Origin of the sequence: Plantactinospora alkalitolerans (genome assembly GCF_015690345.1) — a bacterium.
GTDB lineage: Bacteria > Actinomycetota > Actinomycetes > Mycobacteriales > Micromonosporaceae > Plantactinospora > Plantactinospora alkalitolerans.
The window spans coordinates 29953-46322 of record NZ_JADPUN010000161.1 but is presented as its reverse complement, the minus strand read 5'-3'; the positions used below and the strand labels follow the sequence as shown (position 1 = coordinate 46322).

General features: G+C 71.4%; 18 protein-coding genes. 11 read left to right on the top strand and 7 right to left on the bottom strand.

Annotated features, from left to right (window positions below):
- Positions 1 to 102 precede the first annotated feature (102 nt).
- Positions 103 to 528, top strand: coding sequence for a hypothetical protein (locus tag I0C86_RS16515; protein ID WP_196202120.1), 426 nt, complete (start codon positions 103 to 105; stop codon positions 526 to 528).
- Positions 529 to 560: 32 nt separating this feature from the next.
- Here I0C86_RS16515 and I0C86_RS16510 read toward each other — a convergent pair whose 3' ends face one another.
- Complete coding sequence (locus I0C86_RS16510; RefSeq protein ID WP_196202119.1) at positions 561 to 1970, bottom strand: aminotransferase-like domain-containing protein; 1410 nt, start codon at positions 1968 to 1970, stop codon at positions 561 to 563.
- Here I0C86_RS16510 and I0C86_RS16505 point away from each other — a divergent pair.
- Positions 1969 to 2943 (top strand): DMT family transporter, encoded by a 975-nt coding sequence (locus tag I0C86_RS16505; protein WP_196202118.1) that lies wholly within the window; start codon positions 1969 to 1971, stop codon positions 2941 to 2943. The two genes, I0C86_RS16510 and I0C86_RS16505, sit on opposite strands and share 2 nt — an antisense overlap.
- Here the strand turns inward: I0C86_RS16505 and I0C86_RS16500 are convergent.
- The 4 genes from I0C86_RS16500 to I0C86_RS16485 form a co-directional block, all read right to left on the bottom strand.
- Positions 2840 to 3943, bottom strand: coding sequence for a DUF3800 domain-containing protein (locus I0C86_RS16500; RefSeq protein ID WP_323373676.1), 1104 nt, complete (start codon positions 3941 to 3943; stop codon positions 2840 to 2842). The two genes, I0C86_RS16505 and I0C86_RS16500, sit on opposite strands and share 104 nt — an antisense overlap.
- Positions 3944 to 3993: 50 nt before the next feature.
- Complete coding sequence (locus I0C86_RS16495; RefSeq protein ID WP_196202116.1) at positions 3994 to 4527, bottom strand: GNAT family N-acetyltransferase; 534 nt, start codon at positions 4525 to 4527, stop codon at positions 3994 to 3996.
- Complete coding sequence (locus tag I0C86_RS16490) at positions 4524 to 5120, bottom strand: class I SAM-dependent methyltransferase (RefSeq protein ID WP_196202115.1); 597 nt, start codon at positions 5118 to 5120, stop codon at positions 4524 to 4526. The genes I0C86_RS16495 and I0C86_RS16490 overlap by 4 nt, the downstream gene beginning before the upstream one ends.
- Positions 5121 to 5254: 134 nt before the next feature.
- Positions 5255 to 6106: an NAD(P)-dependent oxidoreductase gene (locus tag I0C86_RS16485; RefSeq protein ID WP_196202114.1), complete on the bottom strand. Its 852-nt coding sequence runs from the start codon at positions 6104 to 6106 to the stop codon at positions 5255 to 5257.
- 86 nt (positions 6107 to 6192) lie between these two features.
- Between I0C86_RS16485 and I0C86_RS16480 the strand changes: the two genes are divergently transcribed.
- Positions 6193 to 7023 carry a metallophosphoesterase gene (locus I0C86_RS16480; RefSeq protein WP_196202113.1) on the top strand — a complete coding sequence of 277 codons (831 nt, stop codon included), beginning with the start codon at positions 6193 to 6195 and terminating at the stop codon, positions 7021 to 7023.
- Positions 7024 to 7178: 155 nt separating this feature from the next.
- Here I0C86_RS16480 and I0C86_RS16475 read toward each other — a convergent pair whose 3' ends face one another.
- Entirely contained in the window at positions 7179 to 7535 is a 357-nt protein-coding gene (locus tag I0C86_RS16475) for a winged helix-turn-helix transcriptional regulator (RefSeq protein ID WP_230394266.1), read from the bottom strand.
- 40 nt (positions 7536 to 7575) lie between these two features.
- On the opposite strand from I0C86_RS16475, the gene I0C86_RS16470 reads away from it, so the two are divergent.
- The 5 genes from I0C86_RS16470 (at position 7576) to I0C86_RS16450 (ending at position 12104) form a co-directional block, all read left to right on the top strand.
- Entirely contained in the window at positions 7576 to 8460 is an 885-nt protein-coding gene (locus tag I0C86_RS16470; RefSeq protein ID WP_196202111.1) for an NAD(P)-dependent oxidoreductase, read from the top strand.
- 52 nt (positions 8461 to 8512) lie between these two features.
- Entirely contained in the window at positions 8513 to 9736 is a 1224-nt protein-coding gene (locus I0C86_RS16465) for an MFS transporter (RefSeq protein ID WP_323373675.1), read from the top strand.
- Positions 9737 to 9770: 34 nt separating this feature from the next.
- Positions 9771 to 10178, top strand: a complete 408-nt coding sequence (locus tag I0C86_RS16460; RefSeq protein WP_196202110.1) for a VOC family protein — start codon at positions 9771 to 9773, stop codon at positions 10176 to 10178.
- A gap of 142 nt (positions 10179 to 10320) precedes the next feature.
- Entirely contained in the window at positions 10321 to 10845 is a 525-nt protein-coding gene (locus I0C86_RS16455; protein ID WP_196202109.1) for a hypothetical protein, read from the top strand.
- Positions 10846 to 11006: 161 nt separating this feature from the next.
- Complete coding sequence (locus I0C86_RS16450; RefSeq protein WP_323373674.1) at positions 11007 to 12104, top strand: IS701 family transposase; 1098 nt, start codon at positions 11007 to 11009, stop codon at positions 12102 to 12104.
- An 11-nt stretch (positions 12105 to 12115) separates the two neighbouring features.
- On the opposite strand, the gene I0C86_RS16445 is transcribed toward I0C86_RS16450, so the two are convergent.
- Entirely contained in the window at positions 12116 to 13036 is a 921-nt protein-coding gene (locus tag I0C86_RS16445; RefSeq protein WP_030490338.1) for an RNA polymerase subunit sigma-70, read from the bottom strand.
- A gap of 137 nt (positions 13037 to 13173) precedes the next feature.
- Between I0C86_RS16445 and I0C86_RS16440 the strand changes: the two genes are divergently transcribed.
- From I0C86_RS16440 to I0C86_RS16430, 3 genes are all read left to right on the top strand, one after another.
- Positions 13174 to 13890, top strand: a complete 717-nt coding sequence (locus I0C86_RS16440; protein WP_196202108.1) for a DUF899 family protein — start codon at positions 13174 to 13176, stop codon at positions 13888 to 13890.
- 113 nt (positions 13891 to 14003) lie between these two features.
- Positions 14004 to 14570, top strand: coding sequence for a hypothetical protein (locus I0C86_RS16435; protein WP_196202107.1), 567 nt, complete (start codon positions 14004 to 14006; stop codon positions 14568 to 14570).
- A 72-nt stretch (positions 14571 to 14642) separates the two neighbouring features.
- Entirely contained in the window at positions 14643 to 16358 is a 1716-nt protein-coding gene (locus tag I0C86_RS16430) for a glycoside hydrolase family 43 protein (protein ID WP_196202106.1), read from the top strand.
- Positions 16359 to 16370: the final 12 nt, after the last annotated feature.

Below are 16370 nucleotides of genomic sequence, written 5' to 3'. Positions count from 1 at the left end.
CCGCGCCCGCGACACGCATGTCGGACAGTGGGCCCTGCGGCGTTAGGGTCGGGTATGGGGCGTAGTTCTTCTCGTTCGCTTGTGGTTGCCGCGCTCTGGGTCGTGACCACGACACTCGTCGGCTGTGTCCGTACGGCGCCGTCGGCGCCGGCCGAGTCGTGGACGCGGAACGGCGGAACCGTCAGCATCGACGTGATCTCCACCAACGACGGGGCCGGCCACTGTGAATGGCAGCGGGCCCGGTTCCTCCAGATCTCCTGGCCGATCTATTCGGCTCCCGACGGCCAGCCGAAGTCCGCGCAGTACGTGCGGGATCCGGAAGGCGTGCTCGGCCAGGAGGCGCTTCGACTCGCGTTCCGGACCGGCGTCACGCTTCCGCAGGATGCGAAACCGACCGGGTACGAGCGGGAGGGCACGGCGCTCTGGCTCGCCGAGAGCGACCGGCAGTCGACCGCCTATCTGGTCACCGAGGGTCCGCGCCGGGTCGAGGCCTGGCCCCGGGCCGATCCACCGCTGGGGTGCGACTGACGGCGTACCGGACGGTGGAGTGCGGGCGCTGGTCAGGACCGGCGGCGCAGCGTGGTGACGGCGCGGGCGAGCCGTCGTACGCCCTCGTCGAGCAGGGGCGGCGGGGCTGCGACGTAGGTCAGCCGCAGGTGCGGGGCCGCCGGTTCGGTGGCGTACCAGGGGCGTCCGGGAAAGACGACCACCTGTTCGGCGGCGGCCTCGGCGGCGAGGTCGACGTCGTCGAGGCCGTCGGGGAGCCGGATCCACAGGTGGAGACCGCCTCGTGGCGGCGTTGGCGGAACGAATTCCGGCAGGTGGCGGCGCAGGGCGGCGAGCAGCGCGTCGCGGCGGGACCCCAGGGCCGTGCGCAGGGTGCGGTGGTGCCGTGTCCAGGCGGGTGAGGTGACGAGGTCGAGTGCCGCCTGCTGGAGGGGGCCGGCGACGAAGAGGTCGTCGAGGGTTCGGGCCGCACGCAGCCGGGCTCCTGCCGCGCCCCGGGCGCCGATGGCCGCCACCCGTAGGCCGGGCGCGGCGGATTTCGTCAGCGACCGCAGGTAGACGACGTGTCCGTCGGGGTCGTCGGCGGCCATCGGGGGCGGCGGGCTGCCGTCGATGGTCAGGTCCCGGGCGTAGTCGTCCTCGAGCAGGAACGCCCCGGCGGCCCGGACCGCTTCGGCCACCGCGCCGCGTCGCTGCGGGGCAAGGATCGCGCCATGCGGGTTGGCGTGCAGCGGCTGGCAGTAGAAGAGCCGGGCGCCGGTGCGGGTCAGGGCGGTACTGAGCAGGTCGGGCCGGACACCGTCGGCGTCGGCGGGTATCGGGATCACCCGCAGACCGGCGGCCCGCGCGGCCGCGAGTGCGCCGAGGTAGGTCGGTGACTCCACCAGGATCGGTTCGCCGGGCGCGGCGAGCGCCCGGAACGCGGTGGAGAGGGCGGCCTGCCCGCCGGGGCAGATCACCATGTCGTCGGCGTGCAGGGCGCCACCGGCCTCGCGGGCGAACCAGGCCCGCAGGTCCGCGCGGCCCTGCACCGGGCCGCGCTGCCAGGCGCTCGGATGCCGGGCGGCCCGAGCCAGCGCGGTGCCGAGTGCCGCGGCGGGTTGCAGGTCCGCGTCGAGGTAGCCGCTGGACAGCGGGATCGCGTCCGGGCGCGGAATGGCGAGCAGGGCCTGCATCGCCTCCGCACCGGCGGGCCGGGGGCCGAGCGCGATGGCCTGCCAGGACAGGTCGGGCGGGATCCGGCGGTGTTCCGGGTGACCGGCCACGAAGGTGCCCTTGCCCGGTACGGCCTCGATCAGCCCTTCGCCGACCAGCCGGCGTACCGCCCGGGCCACGGTCACCGGCGAGGCGTGGTGGCGTGCGGTCAGTTCCCGCACCGACGGCAGGCGGGTGCCGGGGGTTCGGGAGGCGGCGAGGCGCCGAAGATCTTGGATAACGCGTACGGCTGCGTTATCGTCTTCCATGACAGGACATAGTAGCGCTACTGGATCCGGTCGGGTAACGGGTAGCGCGCTCGGCGCCCTGGGCGTGCTCGCCTTCAGCATGTCGCTGCCCGCGACGGAGATCGCCGTCGGCGAACTCGACCCCTGGCTGGTCGCCTTCGGTCGGGCCGTCGGTGCCGGGCTGCTGGCCTCGGCGTACCTCCGCCTGGTCCGGGCGCCTCGGCCCACCGCGACACAGTGGCGTCGACTCGCGGTCGTCGCCGCCGGAGTGGTGGTCGGGTTCCCGCTGTTCACCTCGCTCGCGCTCACCACCCAGACGGCGGCACACGGCGCGGTGGTCATCGCGGTACTGCCGGCCGTCACCGCCGTGTTCGCGGTGCTGCGCGCGGGGGAGCGGCCGTCACCGCTGTTCTGGGCGGCCAGCGGGAGTGGCCTGGTCGCGGTACTCGTCTTCCTCTTCCTGCGCGGGTCCGCCTCGGGAGCGGTGGAACCCGCCGACCTGTTCCTGCTCGCGGCCGTGGCGCTCTGCGGGCTCGGATACGCCGAGGGCGGCGCGCTGGCCCGCGACCTCGGCGGTGCCAGGACGATCTGCTGGGCTCTCGTCCTGTCCCTGCCGTTGACCGTGCCGATCAGCACCGTCGCGGCCCTCGCCCGGCCTCCGGCCGCCGGCACCGGCGCCTGGCTCGGTTTCGGGTACGTCACCGTCGTGTCGATGTTCCTCGGCTTCTTCGCCTGGTACGCCGGACTGGCCCGAGGCGGCGTCGCGCAGGTGGGCCAGATCCAACTCGCCCAGCCCGTACTCACGCTCGGCTGGTCGGCCCTGCTCCTCGCCGAACCGGTGACACTTCCGGCGATCGGCGCCGCGCTTCTCGTCCTCGGCTGTGTCGTCGTCACCCAGCGGGCCCGAGACCTCCGGGCGGTGCCAGCCGGGACCAACTCGCCTCGTCGCCCCAGATCGAGCCCGGATCGACGTACGGCCGGAGCAGGGCGGTGAGTTCGGCGTCGCCCCGACCGTGCAGTTCGTCCGACGCGATTCTTCGAGCCGTGCCGGCGAGGAAGTCGGCGACCTGGACCCGGGGCTCAAGATGCGAGTCGACGAACGTCAGGCTGGTCAACCGGCCCGCCGGTGCGTAGCGGACCGGCTCGGCGTCGGGCTTGCCGAACACCTCCTGGAGTTCCGCGACGCACTCGGCCGTCAGCGCCGTCTGCGTGTCGTGGACGATCGAGACCGGCTCGCCGCCCGCGCCCCAGTGCGCGACGGCCGAGACGATGGCCGGCAGCATGGGGTTCAGTGCCGGCACCGCCCGGGGATCGTCGCGCAGCCGTGCCAGCAGGGCCTCCAGGCGCGGTCGAGCCGCCGGAAGCAACCCGATGACCTCCTCGACCGCGCTGCCGGAGCCGGAGCCGCTGTCGTCGTTGGCGTTGGCGTCGGCGTCGGCGTCGGCGTCGGCGTCGGCGTCGGCGTCGGCGTCGGCCGAGCGCAGCAGGTCGACGAGGTCGTAGAAGGCGTCGACGGAAACCCGTACGCCCCGGCGGTTTCTGGGGCGCAGCAGGTAGTTGAACGCCTCCAGGAATCTCTCCCAGTGGACCCGCCCGAACGTGCGCGAACCCTTCCGGTAGAGGATGGCGGCCATCGCCCCGGCCGGCTGGCCCTGCCGCAGCCCGAGGGTGGCGGCGTACGCGAGATCGTCGACGAGCAGGTCGGCCATCGTGCGTACGACGAAGAACGTCTTCTCGGCCAGGTGTACCCGGGCGTGCCCGTGGATCGGCCCGGTGGGCCCGAGCAGCCAGGTGAGGACCGGCCGGTGTTTCTCCCGGAGCAGGTGGTTGGCCTTGTACTCGGTTGCCGGACTACGGATCCGGCTCCGCAGTTCCGCGACGCAGTCGGTCGCCGATTCGCTCGTCAGCCGCACGCTGGCGTGCGCGAACACGTCGGTGACGCCGCCGAGGAGCCGCTCGCCCTCCGAGCCGGATTCGTCGCAGGCCAGTTCCACCCGACCCAGACTCCTGACCGCACCGTCTGCCGGCAAGTGGATTCGCCGGTTCAGTCCCGCCGGGTCGGCGTCGGCGGTGGCCGGTTGGTGTAGACCGTGATGCCGTATCCGGAGCCCTGGCGCAGCCAGCCGGCAGCGTCGTAGAACGCCAGCGTCTCCTCGACGTCGGTGACGGTCAGCAGCCAGGACGGCCGGTCGCCGGTCAAGGTGGCCAGCAGTCGGCGACCGAGGCCGGCCCGCCGGGCATCCGGGCGTACGGCGAGTTCGGCGACCTCCAGCCAGCCGGCGAACGGCTCGACGGCCGGCCCGAGGATGTTCCGGACACTGCCGTAGGCCCGGTCGGCGGGGAACGGGGTCGGGGTGTCCAGCCCGAGCGCGAACCCGGTGACGGTGCCGCCGTTCCCGACCAGTACGGCGACGAAACCGGGCTGCCCCGCCCAGCCGACCAGCAGGTCCCCGAACCGGGTGGCCCGCTCGGCGGACTCGTTCCACGGCGGCGCGCAGAACACCGCCGCGTACGTCTCGACCAGTTGGTCCCGCAGTCCGATCGCCTCGGCGCCGGTGACCGTCCGCAGCGGGGTCACGGCGCCGGCCGGTGTGCCCGGACGAGGGTGTCGATCGCCTCGCGTTCGGCGCCGGGCACCGGACGCCGGACCCGATCGGCGCGGCCCACCCGCAGCCCACCGAGTCGGGTGGCGATGCTCTCCGGGGTGTAGAGCAGGTCCGGGTCCTGCGGCCCGCCGACCCCGTCGGAGAGATTCGTGGCGTCGTGCCCGACCACCAGCAGCATGCCGCCCGGGGCGACGGCTCGGACGGCCCTTCCCAGCACCGCGCCGAGCTGCTCGGGCGGCAGTTGCAGGTACGCCACCAGGACGAGGTCGAAGCCGGCCGGCTCGGGTACGTGCTCGAGCAGGTCGGCGACGACCCAGTCGACGTGGACGCCCGCCGCCTCGGCCAGCCGGCGCCCCTTGTCGATGGCGACCGGGGAGAAGTCGACGGCGGTGGCCCGCCAGCCCCGGCTCGCGAGCCAGATCGCGTTCCGGCCCTCACCGGCGGCGAGGTCCACGGCCCGGCCCGGCGCCAGGTCGGCCAGTTCGGCGGCGACGAACCGGTTGGGCTCGGCGCTCCAGAGCAGTTCGGACTCGGCGTAGCGCCGGTCCCAGGCCGAGGCATCCATGATCAGGCAGCCTACCGGCATCCGGGGCCGTGCCCCGGACCGGCGGCGGCGCACCACTGCGCGCAACCTGTCGGGTATGCGGTGACGGCGGCGCGGCCCCAAGGGGTCGCGCCGTACCGATCGGCCGGGAGGGTTCAGCGGGTCGCGGCCCGCCGCAGCACCGCGACGATCTCCCCGATATCGCTCTCGGAGAGCCGGGGCAGTTCGGTCGCGAACCGCTGGTGCGCGGCGGCGATCACGCCCTCCGTCGGCGCGCCGGCCTCGAGCGCCAGCCGCAGATCCTTCGCGGCCAGTCCGTACGAGAACTGGGTGGGCGCCTCCGGACTGTCCAGCCGGGCGCGCACCCGCGGCACGAGTGAACCGAGGGCGGTGCCGCTCAGCGCCGCCAGGGTGGTCTCGGTGGACAGCCCGAGCCGATCGCCCAGCGCCAGCGTCTCACCGACGAGCGCGAACGAGCCGCACAGTGCCACGTTGACGACCAGTTTGACGGCCGCGCCCGCACCCAGGGGTCCGACATGCTGGACTTTGCCGAGCACCTCCAGCACCGTGCGTACCCGGGCCAGGGTCCTGTCGCTGCCCCCGAAGAGGATCGCCAACTCGCCGGCCGCGGCGGCCGGCAGGCTGCCCTTGACCGGGGCGTCCGCGAGGTCCAGGTTGGGCAGCCGACCGTGCAGCGAGGCGATGTAGCCGGGGCCGACGGTCGACATCTCGACAAGCGTCGCGGCCGGGTCGAGCGCTGCGGCGGCACCGTGGTCGCCGAAGAGGACCGTGTCCACGGCGGTCGGTCCGGTCAGCATGGTGATCACCACGTCGGTGCCGGAGACCGCCTCGGCGGGGGTCGCGGCGGCCCGGGCTCCCGCCTGTACCAGCGGCGCCGCCTTGTCGGCGGTACGGTTCCAGACCGTCACCTCGTGGTCGGCGGCGACCAGTCGACCGGCCATCAGGGAGCCCATCCGGCCAAGGCCGAGAAATCCGATGCGTGTCATCCGGACAAGCTAACGTCACCCGATGCGGCGTGCCTCACCCGCTCACCGACCTCGCCCGTTGGCCGGTTGTGGGTAGGGTTCGCCGGATGACTGTCGACCAGACGCCGCTCTTCGTTGTCGCCGACGTTCACGGCCACCGCGCCGAACTGCGGAACGCGCTGCACGATGCCGGCCTCACTGACGCGACCGGGCGCTGGTCCGGCGCGGACGCGCGGCTGTGGCTGCTCGGTGACTACGTCGACCGTGGACCCGACGGCATCGGGGTGATCGACGACGTGCGTCGGCTGACCGGGCAGGCCGCCGAGGCCGGCGGCGAGGTGCAGGCACTGCTGGGCAACCACGAGGTGCAGTTGCTTGCGGCGTACCTCTTCGACACCAGCACGGTGCCCGGCTGGCCGGAGCAGGACGGCTTCCGGGGTGGCTGGTCGCGATTCGGCGGCCGGGACGACGACCTGCGCCGGCTCGGCGACGAGCAGATCTCGTGGATCGTCTCCCGGCCGGCCATGGCGGTGGTCGACGGCTACCTGCTGGTCCACTCCGACACCATCCGCTACCTGGAGTTCGGCGACAGTGTCGCCACCGTCAACGCCGGGATCGCGGAGGCGCTCGCCAGCCGGGACGCCGCCGCATGGTTGGCGTTCTGCGGGCAGATGAGCGACCGTGGCGCGTTCCGGGACAGCGAACCGGCCAGCCCGGACGACCCGGTGGCCGTCATGCTCAGCACGTACGGTGGCGAGGTGCTGGTGCACGGACACAGCACGCTCACCAAGTACTTCGGCGTGGCCCCGGGCGAGGTGCGCGAGGCCCTGCGGTACGCCGACGGCCGCGTCCTCGCGATCGATGGCGGCGTGTACGAGGGGGGTCGGATCCTGGTCACCCGACTCGACGTTCTCCCACCGCCCACCACGGCTCACTGATCTCGTGATGCCGGGAGATCTCTGAACCGGCATCCCGCGCCGCCACGGTAGCCACCTTTTAGTGGGTACTTGTCGGTCGCGCGGGTCCTGCCCGAGGCTTGGTCGTACGGGCCGCAGGGCTCTCCGGACCAGATGAGATGGGGCGGTTGGGTGGATCAGGAGACCGGTCGGGTTTCGGCCAGCTTCTCCAGGCGGCGGTGGCCCCAGTCGGAGAGCGGTGCCAGCGCTTCGGAGAGTTCGCGGCCGAACGAGGTCAGCGAGTACAGCGTCTTCAGCGGCCGTACGTCGTGCACTTCCCGGTGGACCAGTCCATCGGCCTCCATCTCCCGCAACGTCTGAGTCAGCACCTTCTCGGTGAGCCCCGGCAGCCGCCGGCGTAACGCGCCGGGGCGCTGTGGACCGGATTCCAGGAGCCAGAGCAGGATCGTCTTCCACTTGCCGTCGATCACGGCGATCGCGGCGGTCACTCCACAGACGTTCGGATCCTGGGCACGACTACGCGTCACTTTCATCCTATTCATCAGTATTTATTCATTGTTGAGGAGTTGAGGCATGACCTCGCACCCGGAACATTCTGCCGTCACCGTGCTCGGCCTCGGGCCGATGGGCCGGGCGCTGGCCGGCGCCTTCCTGGCTGCCGGCCGGCCGACCACCGTCTGGAACCGGACGCCGGGCAAGGAGCAGGAGCTGGTCGAGCGCGGCGCGGTCAGCACCCGGTCACCCGAGGAAGCGGTCGCCGCGAGCGGGCTGACCGTGGTCTGCGTGGTGAACTACGACGCGGTCGACGCCATCGTGCGGCGTGGTGCGGTCACCGACGCGCTTTCGGGGCGCACCGTCATGAACCTGACCGCCGACACCCCCGACCGGGCCCGGGACACCGCGACCTGGGCGGCCGAGCACGGCATCGACTACCTGGACGGCGCGATCATGACGCCGACCACGACCATCGGAACACCGGGTGCCGTGTTCCTCCACAGCGGCCCGGAGGACCTCTACCGCCAGCACCAGCCGACGCTGGACGCCCTGGGCGGCACCCACACCCATCTTGGTGAGGACATCGGCCGGGCAGCGGCGTACGACATCGCGTTGCTCGACATCTTCTGGACCGCGATGGCGGGCTACGCACACGCGCTGGCGGTGGCGAAAGCCGAGGGCGTCACCGCGCGGGAGCTGACACCGTTCGCCAAGGGCATCGGCGAGATCCTCCCGCCGCTCTTCGAGCAGGCTGCGGAGGAGGTGGACAGCGGCAGGTACTCCGGCGAGGACAACCCGATCACCTCGGCGGCGTCGTCCATGGCCCATATCGTCCACACCTCCGAGGCCCACGGCATCGACGCGAGTGTCATGCGGGCAGCCGAAGGCCTGGCGCGCCGCGTCATCGGACGGGGCCACGGCACCGACGGGTTCCTCCGGATCACCGAGATCATGAACCCCTGACGAAGAGGCCTTCCCCTGAATCCCTTATTTACCAGGCTCTTACTGTGGCAGGGTGACAGCGTCCCGAGCGACACCGCCGTCGGAGATGAGTCGCCGGCTGACGTTCCTGTTCGCGGTGGCGGCCGGAGCGGCCATCGCCAACCTGTACTGGGCGCAGCCGCTGCTCGGCTTCATCGCGGCCGACCTGCACGCCGGGACCGCGACGGCCGGATGGCTCGTCACCGCGACGCAGGTCGGGTACGCCGTCGGCGTGCTGCTGCTCGTGCCGCTCGGCGACGTCCTCGACCGCCGCCGGTTCGTTCCGGTGATGCTGCTGACCTCGGCCGCCGCGCTGCTGCTGTGCGCGCTGGCGCCGTCGATCGGCGTACTCATCCTCGCGGTCGGCGTGCTCGGCGTGACGACGATCTCCGGGCAGGTCCTCACACCGCTCGCCGGGGACCTGGCCGGCGACGCCCATCGCGGCCGGATCGTCGGTGTCGTCGGGTCCGGAACCCTCACCGGTATCCTGGCCTCCCGCGCGATCAGTGGGTTCGTCGCCGACGCCGCCGGGTGGCGTGCGATCTTCGGGCTCGCCGCGGGCGTCGCCGTCCTGCTCGCGATCCTGCTCCATCGCGCGATCCCACCGCTGGCACCACGCACCCGGATGCCGTATCCGGCGCTCATCGCCTCGGTCGGTGGGGTGGTCGTGCGCGAGCGGGCAGCCCGGTGGACGCTGGTCCTCGCCGCCACCGGGTTCGCCTCGTTCACGTTGCTCTGGACGGCGCTGACGTTCCTGCTCAGCGGCCCGCCGTTCGAGTACCCGGTACCGGTGATCGGGTCGTTCGGGTTGGCCGGGCTCGCCGGTGCCCTCGTCGTCCAGCGCGCCGGTCGCCTGCACGACCGCGGTTGGTCGCTGCCGGCCACCGGCGCGGCCTGGGTACTGGCCCTCGGTGCCTTCGCCGTCGCGGCGTTCGCCGGCCGGTCCGTCGTGCTCATTGTCATTGTTCTCATCATGATCGATGTCGCCCTCCAGGCGCAGGCCCTCCTCAACCGGGCCCGGCTGTTCGCCGTCTCCCACGTGGCGCGCAGCCGGCTCAACACGGCGCTGGGCATCGGCAACTTCATCGGCGGCGCGCTCGGCTCCGCCGCCGCGACCGTGCTCTGGTCCGTGGGCGGCTGGACGGCGGTCACGACCACGGGAATGGGGCTCTGCTGCTTCGCGCTCGCCGTGTGGGCGCTGGGACGTCGGGGACCACTCGTGGTCCGCGGCGCCACGGCGGACCACGGCGAGGGCTGAGGCCGCTGTCGTGGTCGTCGCATAGCCTGCTGTTATGACTGGCGGGCCGGCTCGTTTCGGTGGACGGACCGACGTGGTCCTGGCGGTGGTCCTGGACTGTGCCGATCTGGCGCGTGCGGCGGAGTTCTGGAGCGGCGCACTCGGGTACATCGCCGAACCACTCTCGCCGGGGTGCTACCGGCGACTGCTACCCGCGGACGGGAACGGCGTCGAGTTGCTGTTGCAGCGAGTTTCCGAGCCGAAGGCGCACAAGAACAGGATGCATCTGGATCTGCGCGTGCCTGACCTGGAGGTCGAGGTGGCCAGGCTGGTGTCGCTTGGGGCGCGGTGCAGCACGGAAAGCCCGATCGAGGAGGACGGCTGGGCCTGGCACGTGCTCGCCGACCCCGACGGCAACGAGTTCTGCGTGCTACGGCCACCGGTACCGCCCACCGAATCCTGACCACATGCGCGGCTGACGACGAACCAGTGGCTCGGCGCATCGGTCGGCACTGTCATTCCCACGACACTGGCGAACCGCAGCCGCCGGCCGCAGGACCAACCGGTTGACAGCTCATCCAGGAACCGATGAAGCGGAGCACGCAATGCATCAACCATCAAGTCCTCGCAGCCACCACGCCCGCGCGGCCGTACGGGTCACGGTCACGACGTTGCTCACCGTGGTGCTGGCGGCTACCGGAGTGCTGGCGGCCGGTGTCGGCCCGGCGACCGCGAGCGACGCGGTCACGTCGGCCGATTCGACGGCCGCCGCCTACCGCACCCTCGGGAACGCCGACCGTTGTGTGCCGATCCGACCCGAGGTCGGCTTCTACGCGGCCGGCCGGATCGGCAGCGAGGAACTGCGGACGCCGAACTCCCGCTGCACGACGATCAGCGTCTCCCACATCCGCGACCTGGCCAATCCGGCCGACCGCTGTCAGAGCTTCGCGCTCGGGTTCTGGCCGCTCGTCGACGGCTCGCTCACCTACACGGAGCCGGTGACCGCGTGTGGCCGGGACCGGACGGTGTTGGCCCGCAACGTGCCTGACAACGCCCGCTACATCGTGCTCTACGCCGTCGACTACATCGAACCCGCCGTGCAGAGGGTGGAGTTCCGCGTCTGGCACTGAGCCACCCCTGCCGGTCGATGAAGTGGACCCGAACCGGAGCGCCGGTCGCCTACTACTCCAACGTCACTTGGCTTCGGCGTTGGGCGTGGCGCGGGCATGAGGACGGCCACCGCGTTGATCATCGATGGTTTGTGAGGACAACCGAAGATCGTGCGGTGGCCGTGTGCCACAGCGTAGACCCGACCGGGTGGCGGGTCATCCTGGACGAGGCGGTGACACGTGTCGCGGACCGGTTCGTGCGGGCGGAGCTCCGTCGGACCGCCGGGCAGTTCGTGGAAGGGCTGCTGTCGGGCGTGGAACGTAAGACCTGCTGGTCGTTGGCCGAACGGGCGGGTCACGACGATCCGCAGGCGATGCAGCGGCTGCTGCGTACGGCGGTGTGGGACGCCGACGCCGTCCGATCGCCGGCTCTACCTACCCGAGGCATCCTGGCGCGATCGCCCCGACCGTCTCACCGCCGCCGGCGTCCGGACGACGTCGGGTTCGCTACGAAGCCTGCCCTGGCCCGGCAGATGATCGCCGCTGCGCTGGACGCCGGTGTCCCGGTCGGGTGGGTGACTGGCGACGAGGTTTACGGCGCCGACCCCGGCCTGCGCGCTGACCTGGAACACCGCGGGATCGGCTACGTCCTGGCCGTCGGCTGCGACCGACGCGTGCACGTCAACGACGGCCGCACTTTGATCCGCGTCGACGACCTCGCCGACCGGATACCCACCGCCGAGTGGCAGCAGCACAGCTGCGGACCGGGAGCGAAAGGTCCCCGCGACTATCTGTGGGCCTGGGTCACCACCGCCACCAGCCCCGGTGAGCACCGGTGGCTGCTCATCCGCCGCAACCGAACCACCGGCGAGCTGGCCTTCTACCTGTGCTGGTCACCTCGCCTGGTGCCGCTGCACACCCTCGTGACCGTCGACGGATCCCGCTGGAGCGTCGAGGAGTTGTTCCAAACCGGCAAAGGCCAGGTCGGCCTTGACCACTACCAGGTCCGCGGCTGGACCGGCTGGCACCGGTTCGTCACCCTGGCCATGCTCGCCCTGGCCGTCCTGACCATCCTCGCCGCCACCACCGCGCAGCAGCCCGACCCCGACCCGGAGATCATCGCGTTGACCGTCGCCGAGATCCGCCGACTCCTCAACGCCTTCGTCCTCGCCCTGCCACTACCCCCAGCGCACACCCTGCACTGGTCCAGCTGGCGACGAACATCCCAAGCCCGAGCCCGGCGATCCCACTACCAGCGCAGACTCGGCCACTTAGCTTGAGACTTACTCGTCTAGGGCTCGAGCGTGGCGGGCATGCTGAAGGCGGCGACGTGACGGGCACCGATGAAGGCGTTGCTCTCTACGATCTTCCCGTTCTCGATCCGGAGTACGTCGACGACCAGCGCCTCATAGTGCGGGCTGCCGGGCCGGCGGAGATAGTTGATCAGTGCCGGGCGCCCGTTGGCCGAGGTGGGGAAGGTACGCCAGTCGAGCGGTCGGCCGAGGAACTCCGCGGCCGCGTCGATCCCGACGACCGGCGGCTCGGGCGGCATCGTGATCCGTACGTCCTCGGCGAGCAGTGCCCGGACCGTCTCCGGGTCCTTCGCGTTGGCGTAGCGGCGCAGGATCTCTTCGTCCTCGCTGGTGAGCTGCGGGCGGCGCCAGTCCTGTGGGTCCGACGGAGCGCGCCGCCGGAGGGTGTGGCGGGCCCGCTGGAGGAGGCTGTTGACGGCCGCTACGGCGGTGTCGAGCGCGCCGGCGATCTCCTGCGGCGTCCAGCCGTAGACGTCGCGCAGCACGAAGGCCGCCCGCTGCCGCGGCGGCAGGTACATGAGCGCTGCGATCAGGGCCAGCTCGACGGTCTCCCGGGCGGCGAGACCGGTCTGCGGATCGTCGGCCAACAGGGCGTCTGGATAGGGACCGAGCTCGGTGGACCACTCCAGCGGGTCACCATACGGAACCGTCCGGTGACCGGCCGCCTTGCGGCTGTCGAGGAAGACGTTCGTGGCGATCCGGTAGAACCAGGTGCGCGCCGACGCCCGACCCTCGAAGCGGTCGCGAGCCCGCCAGGCACGCAGGAAGGCCTCCTGCACCAGGTCGTCCGCGTCGGTGACGTTCCCTGCGAGGCGGTAGCAGTGCACGTGTAGCTCGCGCCGGTGCTCGTCGAAGGCGCGCTGCAGCCAGACCGCCTGCTCGTCAGGCGAGTCGGACATGTGATCTCCCCGGGGCTGAGTGGTCCTCACAACCGTACTGACGACCGCGGACCCCATCCGTCATCGGTCACCGATGACGATCGCCGACTCGGTCGTCTGTACCTGTGACCGATCCCCACTCCACGAAGGAGACAGCCATGACGGCAACCCCCGAGTCCAGCGCCGCCGCGCCCCCGGTCGTCGACCGGGAGACCTGGCTGCGCGAGCGCGACGAACTGCTGGTCCGGGAGAAGGCCCATACCCGCGAAGGAGACGCCATCGCAGCCGCTCGTCGTCAGCTGCCGATGACCTTGATGCCGACGGTGACGGTGCGGGGCCCTGGCGGGGACACCCCGCTGGTGGAGGTGTTCGAGGGCCGCCGGATGCTCATCGCCTACTTCCACATGTGGCACGACGGCAAGCCGCACGAGGATCAGTGTGAGGGGTGCACCTTCTCGACCTGTCACATGCAGATGCTGGACTACCTGCACGCTCGGGACGTCACCTACGCCGTGTTCTGCGACGGTCCCTACGAGGAAAATGCCCCGTTCGCGGAGTTCATGGGCTACCCGTTCCCGTGGTATTCGGCGAAAGAGTCCGACCCGGCTCTGGCCGACGGTCGTGACTTCGGGTTCATCGCGTGCTACCTGCGCGACGGCGACAAGGTCTACGAGACCTACTGGACCACCGGGCGGGGCGTGGAGGCGTTGATGACCACCTACCACGCCCTGGACCTCACCGTGTACGGCCGGCAAGAGAACTGGGAAAACTCACCCCAAGGTTGGCCGCGGGTCAGTGGTCACCCGTGGCGGCTCAACGGCCGCCCCACCGCGCAATGGTCACGCCCCGGCGTTACGCCGGCGGTGACGTCCTGACGCTCGAGATGATCATGCTCGGGTCGGCCGCGGTGTCGGCCTGCTGCTGCGTCGCGCCGCGGGCGGGCGCGTCCCGCAGGGCCCGAATGCTCGCGGGTGCGATGGTGGCTGTCATGGTCGCGGTGACCCTCGACGCCGCACCGGTTGTGCAGTACGCGGGCGCGCTGCTGCTCCTCGCCTTCGCGGTGGCACTCGTCACCAGCGGTCCGACCGAGCGCGGCCCGGAGGTGGAGTGGCACCGTACGGCCGGGGCCGTGCTCATGGCGCTCGCCGTGCTGATGCATCAACACGGCGGGTCGATGGCTATCCACCACATGGCCGCCGGGCCCCGGATGGACCACGGCACCGTCACCGGCCATGACGCGGCGCTCGTGTTGCTACGCGCCGCCACGGCGGCTTACCTCTGCTGGATGGCGGCCGCACTCGTCCGGCTGCGCAATCGACCGATCACGGACCTGCTCCGTTGGGAGCACCTGGCCATGGGGGCAAGCCTCGCGGCCATGATCTTCTTCATGAGCTATCCGAGTAAGCCAGCCGGCAGATCAAGTGACGTTGGAGTACTACCCGAGGTGACCGGCGCTCCGCATGCCGCGCCAACCGCACGCCTTTCCTCCGGCACGGCGCGTTGTCCGGTACGGCGGCGCGGACGAGGGATCTTCCGGTCCGGCCGATCCGTCTAGGGTTACCGACGTGAATATCCGGGGCGGCCGTGCTGACCGGGGCAGGAATCTCACCGCGATGGAGAGGGCAAGATGACAGCCGTGACCAGAAGTGCCCGAACGGGTCCGGGCGAGAACGGGTTGATCCGGAACCCGGTGTTGCCGGGCTTCAACCCCGATCCCTGCATTCTCCGGGTCGGCGCGGACTACTACATCGCCACCTCGACCTTCGAGTGGTATCCGGGCGTCCGGGTGCACCACTCCACCGACCTGGTGCACTGGCGCCCGCTCGGCGGCATCCTCACCGAGCGGCGGCTGCTCGACCTCGCCGGTGCCGCCGACTCGGCCGGGATCTGGGCTCCGGACCTGAGCTACGTCGACGGCGTGTTCTACCTCGTGTACACCGACGTCTCCAGCTTCGCGAGCGGATACTGGGACTCCCAGAACTACGTCGTCAGCGCCACCGACCTGGCCGGTCCGTGGTCCGACCCGGTGCCGCTGCACGCCCGCGGCTTCGACCCGTCGATCTTCCACGACGAGGACGGTTCGAGTTGGTTGCTGACGATGGGCTCGGACTGGCGGCCGGGGCGGGATCCGTTCGGCGGCATCCGGATCCAGGCGTACGACCGGGCGGCGGGCAAGCTGGTCGGTGACGAGCGACTGATCTTCGAGGGAACCTCGACCGGGCTGACCGAGGGTCCCCGGCTCTACCGCAGGGACGGCTGGTACTACCTGGTCACCGCCGAGGGGGGAACCAGTTGGCCGCACCAGGTCACGGTGGCGCGGTCACGGGCCCTGCACGGCCCGTACGAGGTGGACCCCGACGGGCCACTGCTGACCTCGTTCGGGCGTCCGGACCTGACGCTGCAGAAGGCGGGGCACGGCAGTCTGGTGTCCACACCGGACGGCGAGTGGTACCTGGCCCACCTGGTGGCGCGGCCGTACTCGCCACTGGGCCGGTGCGTGCTCGGTCGGGAGACGGCGATCCAGTCGGTCACCTGGGAGCCGGGCGGCTGGCCGCGCATCGAGGGTGGCCGACCGTCCGAGACCGCGCCGGCGCCGGCCGGGGCGACGGCGGTCCCGGCCCGGTCCGACTCGCACGACGGGCACGACGACTTCGACGGGCCGGTGCTCGGGCCCGACTGGTCGACCCTGCGCCGTCCGGCCACGTCCGACTGGCTGCAGCTCACGAGCCGGAGGTCGCACCTGCGAATCTTCGGCGGACAGTCCCCGGTCGGCCGGCAGCGCCCCAGCCTGGTGGCCCGTCGGGTGACCGCCCCGCACTGTGTCTTCGAGACCACGATGGAGTTCGATCCGGCCACCTTCCGGCAGCTCGCCGGCATCACCGCGTACTACAACAGCCGCAACTGGCACTACGCGTACGTCACCGTGGACGACGAGGGTCGGCGGATGCTCGAGGTGATGTCGTGCGACACCGGTAGGCGGACCCCGCACCCCGACTGCCGGGTCGACGTCACGGGAGTCGACCGGATACGCCTGCGGGTCCGGTTCGACGGCCCGGTCGTCAGGTTCGCCTACTCGTCGTGCCCTTCGGTCGGGTCGGCCGGGGTCGGCGCCGCCAAGGGGTCGGCCGGTGACGACTGGCGCGAGCTGCCCGTCGAACTGGACGCGACGATCCTCTCGGACGAGTACGCGTCGATCCTGGTGGAAGGCGAGCCCGACGCGTGGGGCTTCACGGGTGCCTTCGTCGGGCTGTGGGTGCAGGACCTGGGCGCCGACGGCGGGTTCGCCGACTTCGACTCGGCGACGTACGAGGTCGTCCGCCACGACGGGTTCCAGCCCGGGTAGCTGGTTCGCCGT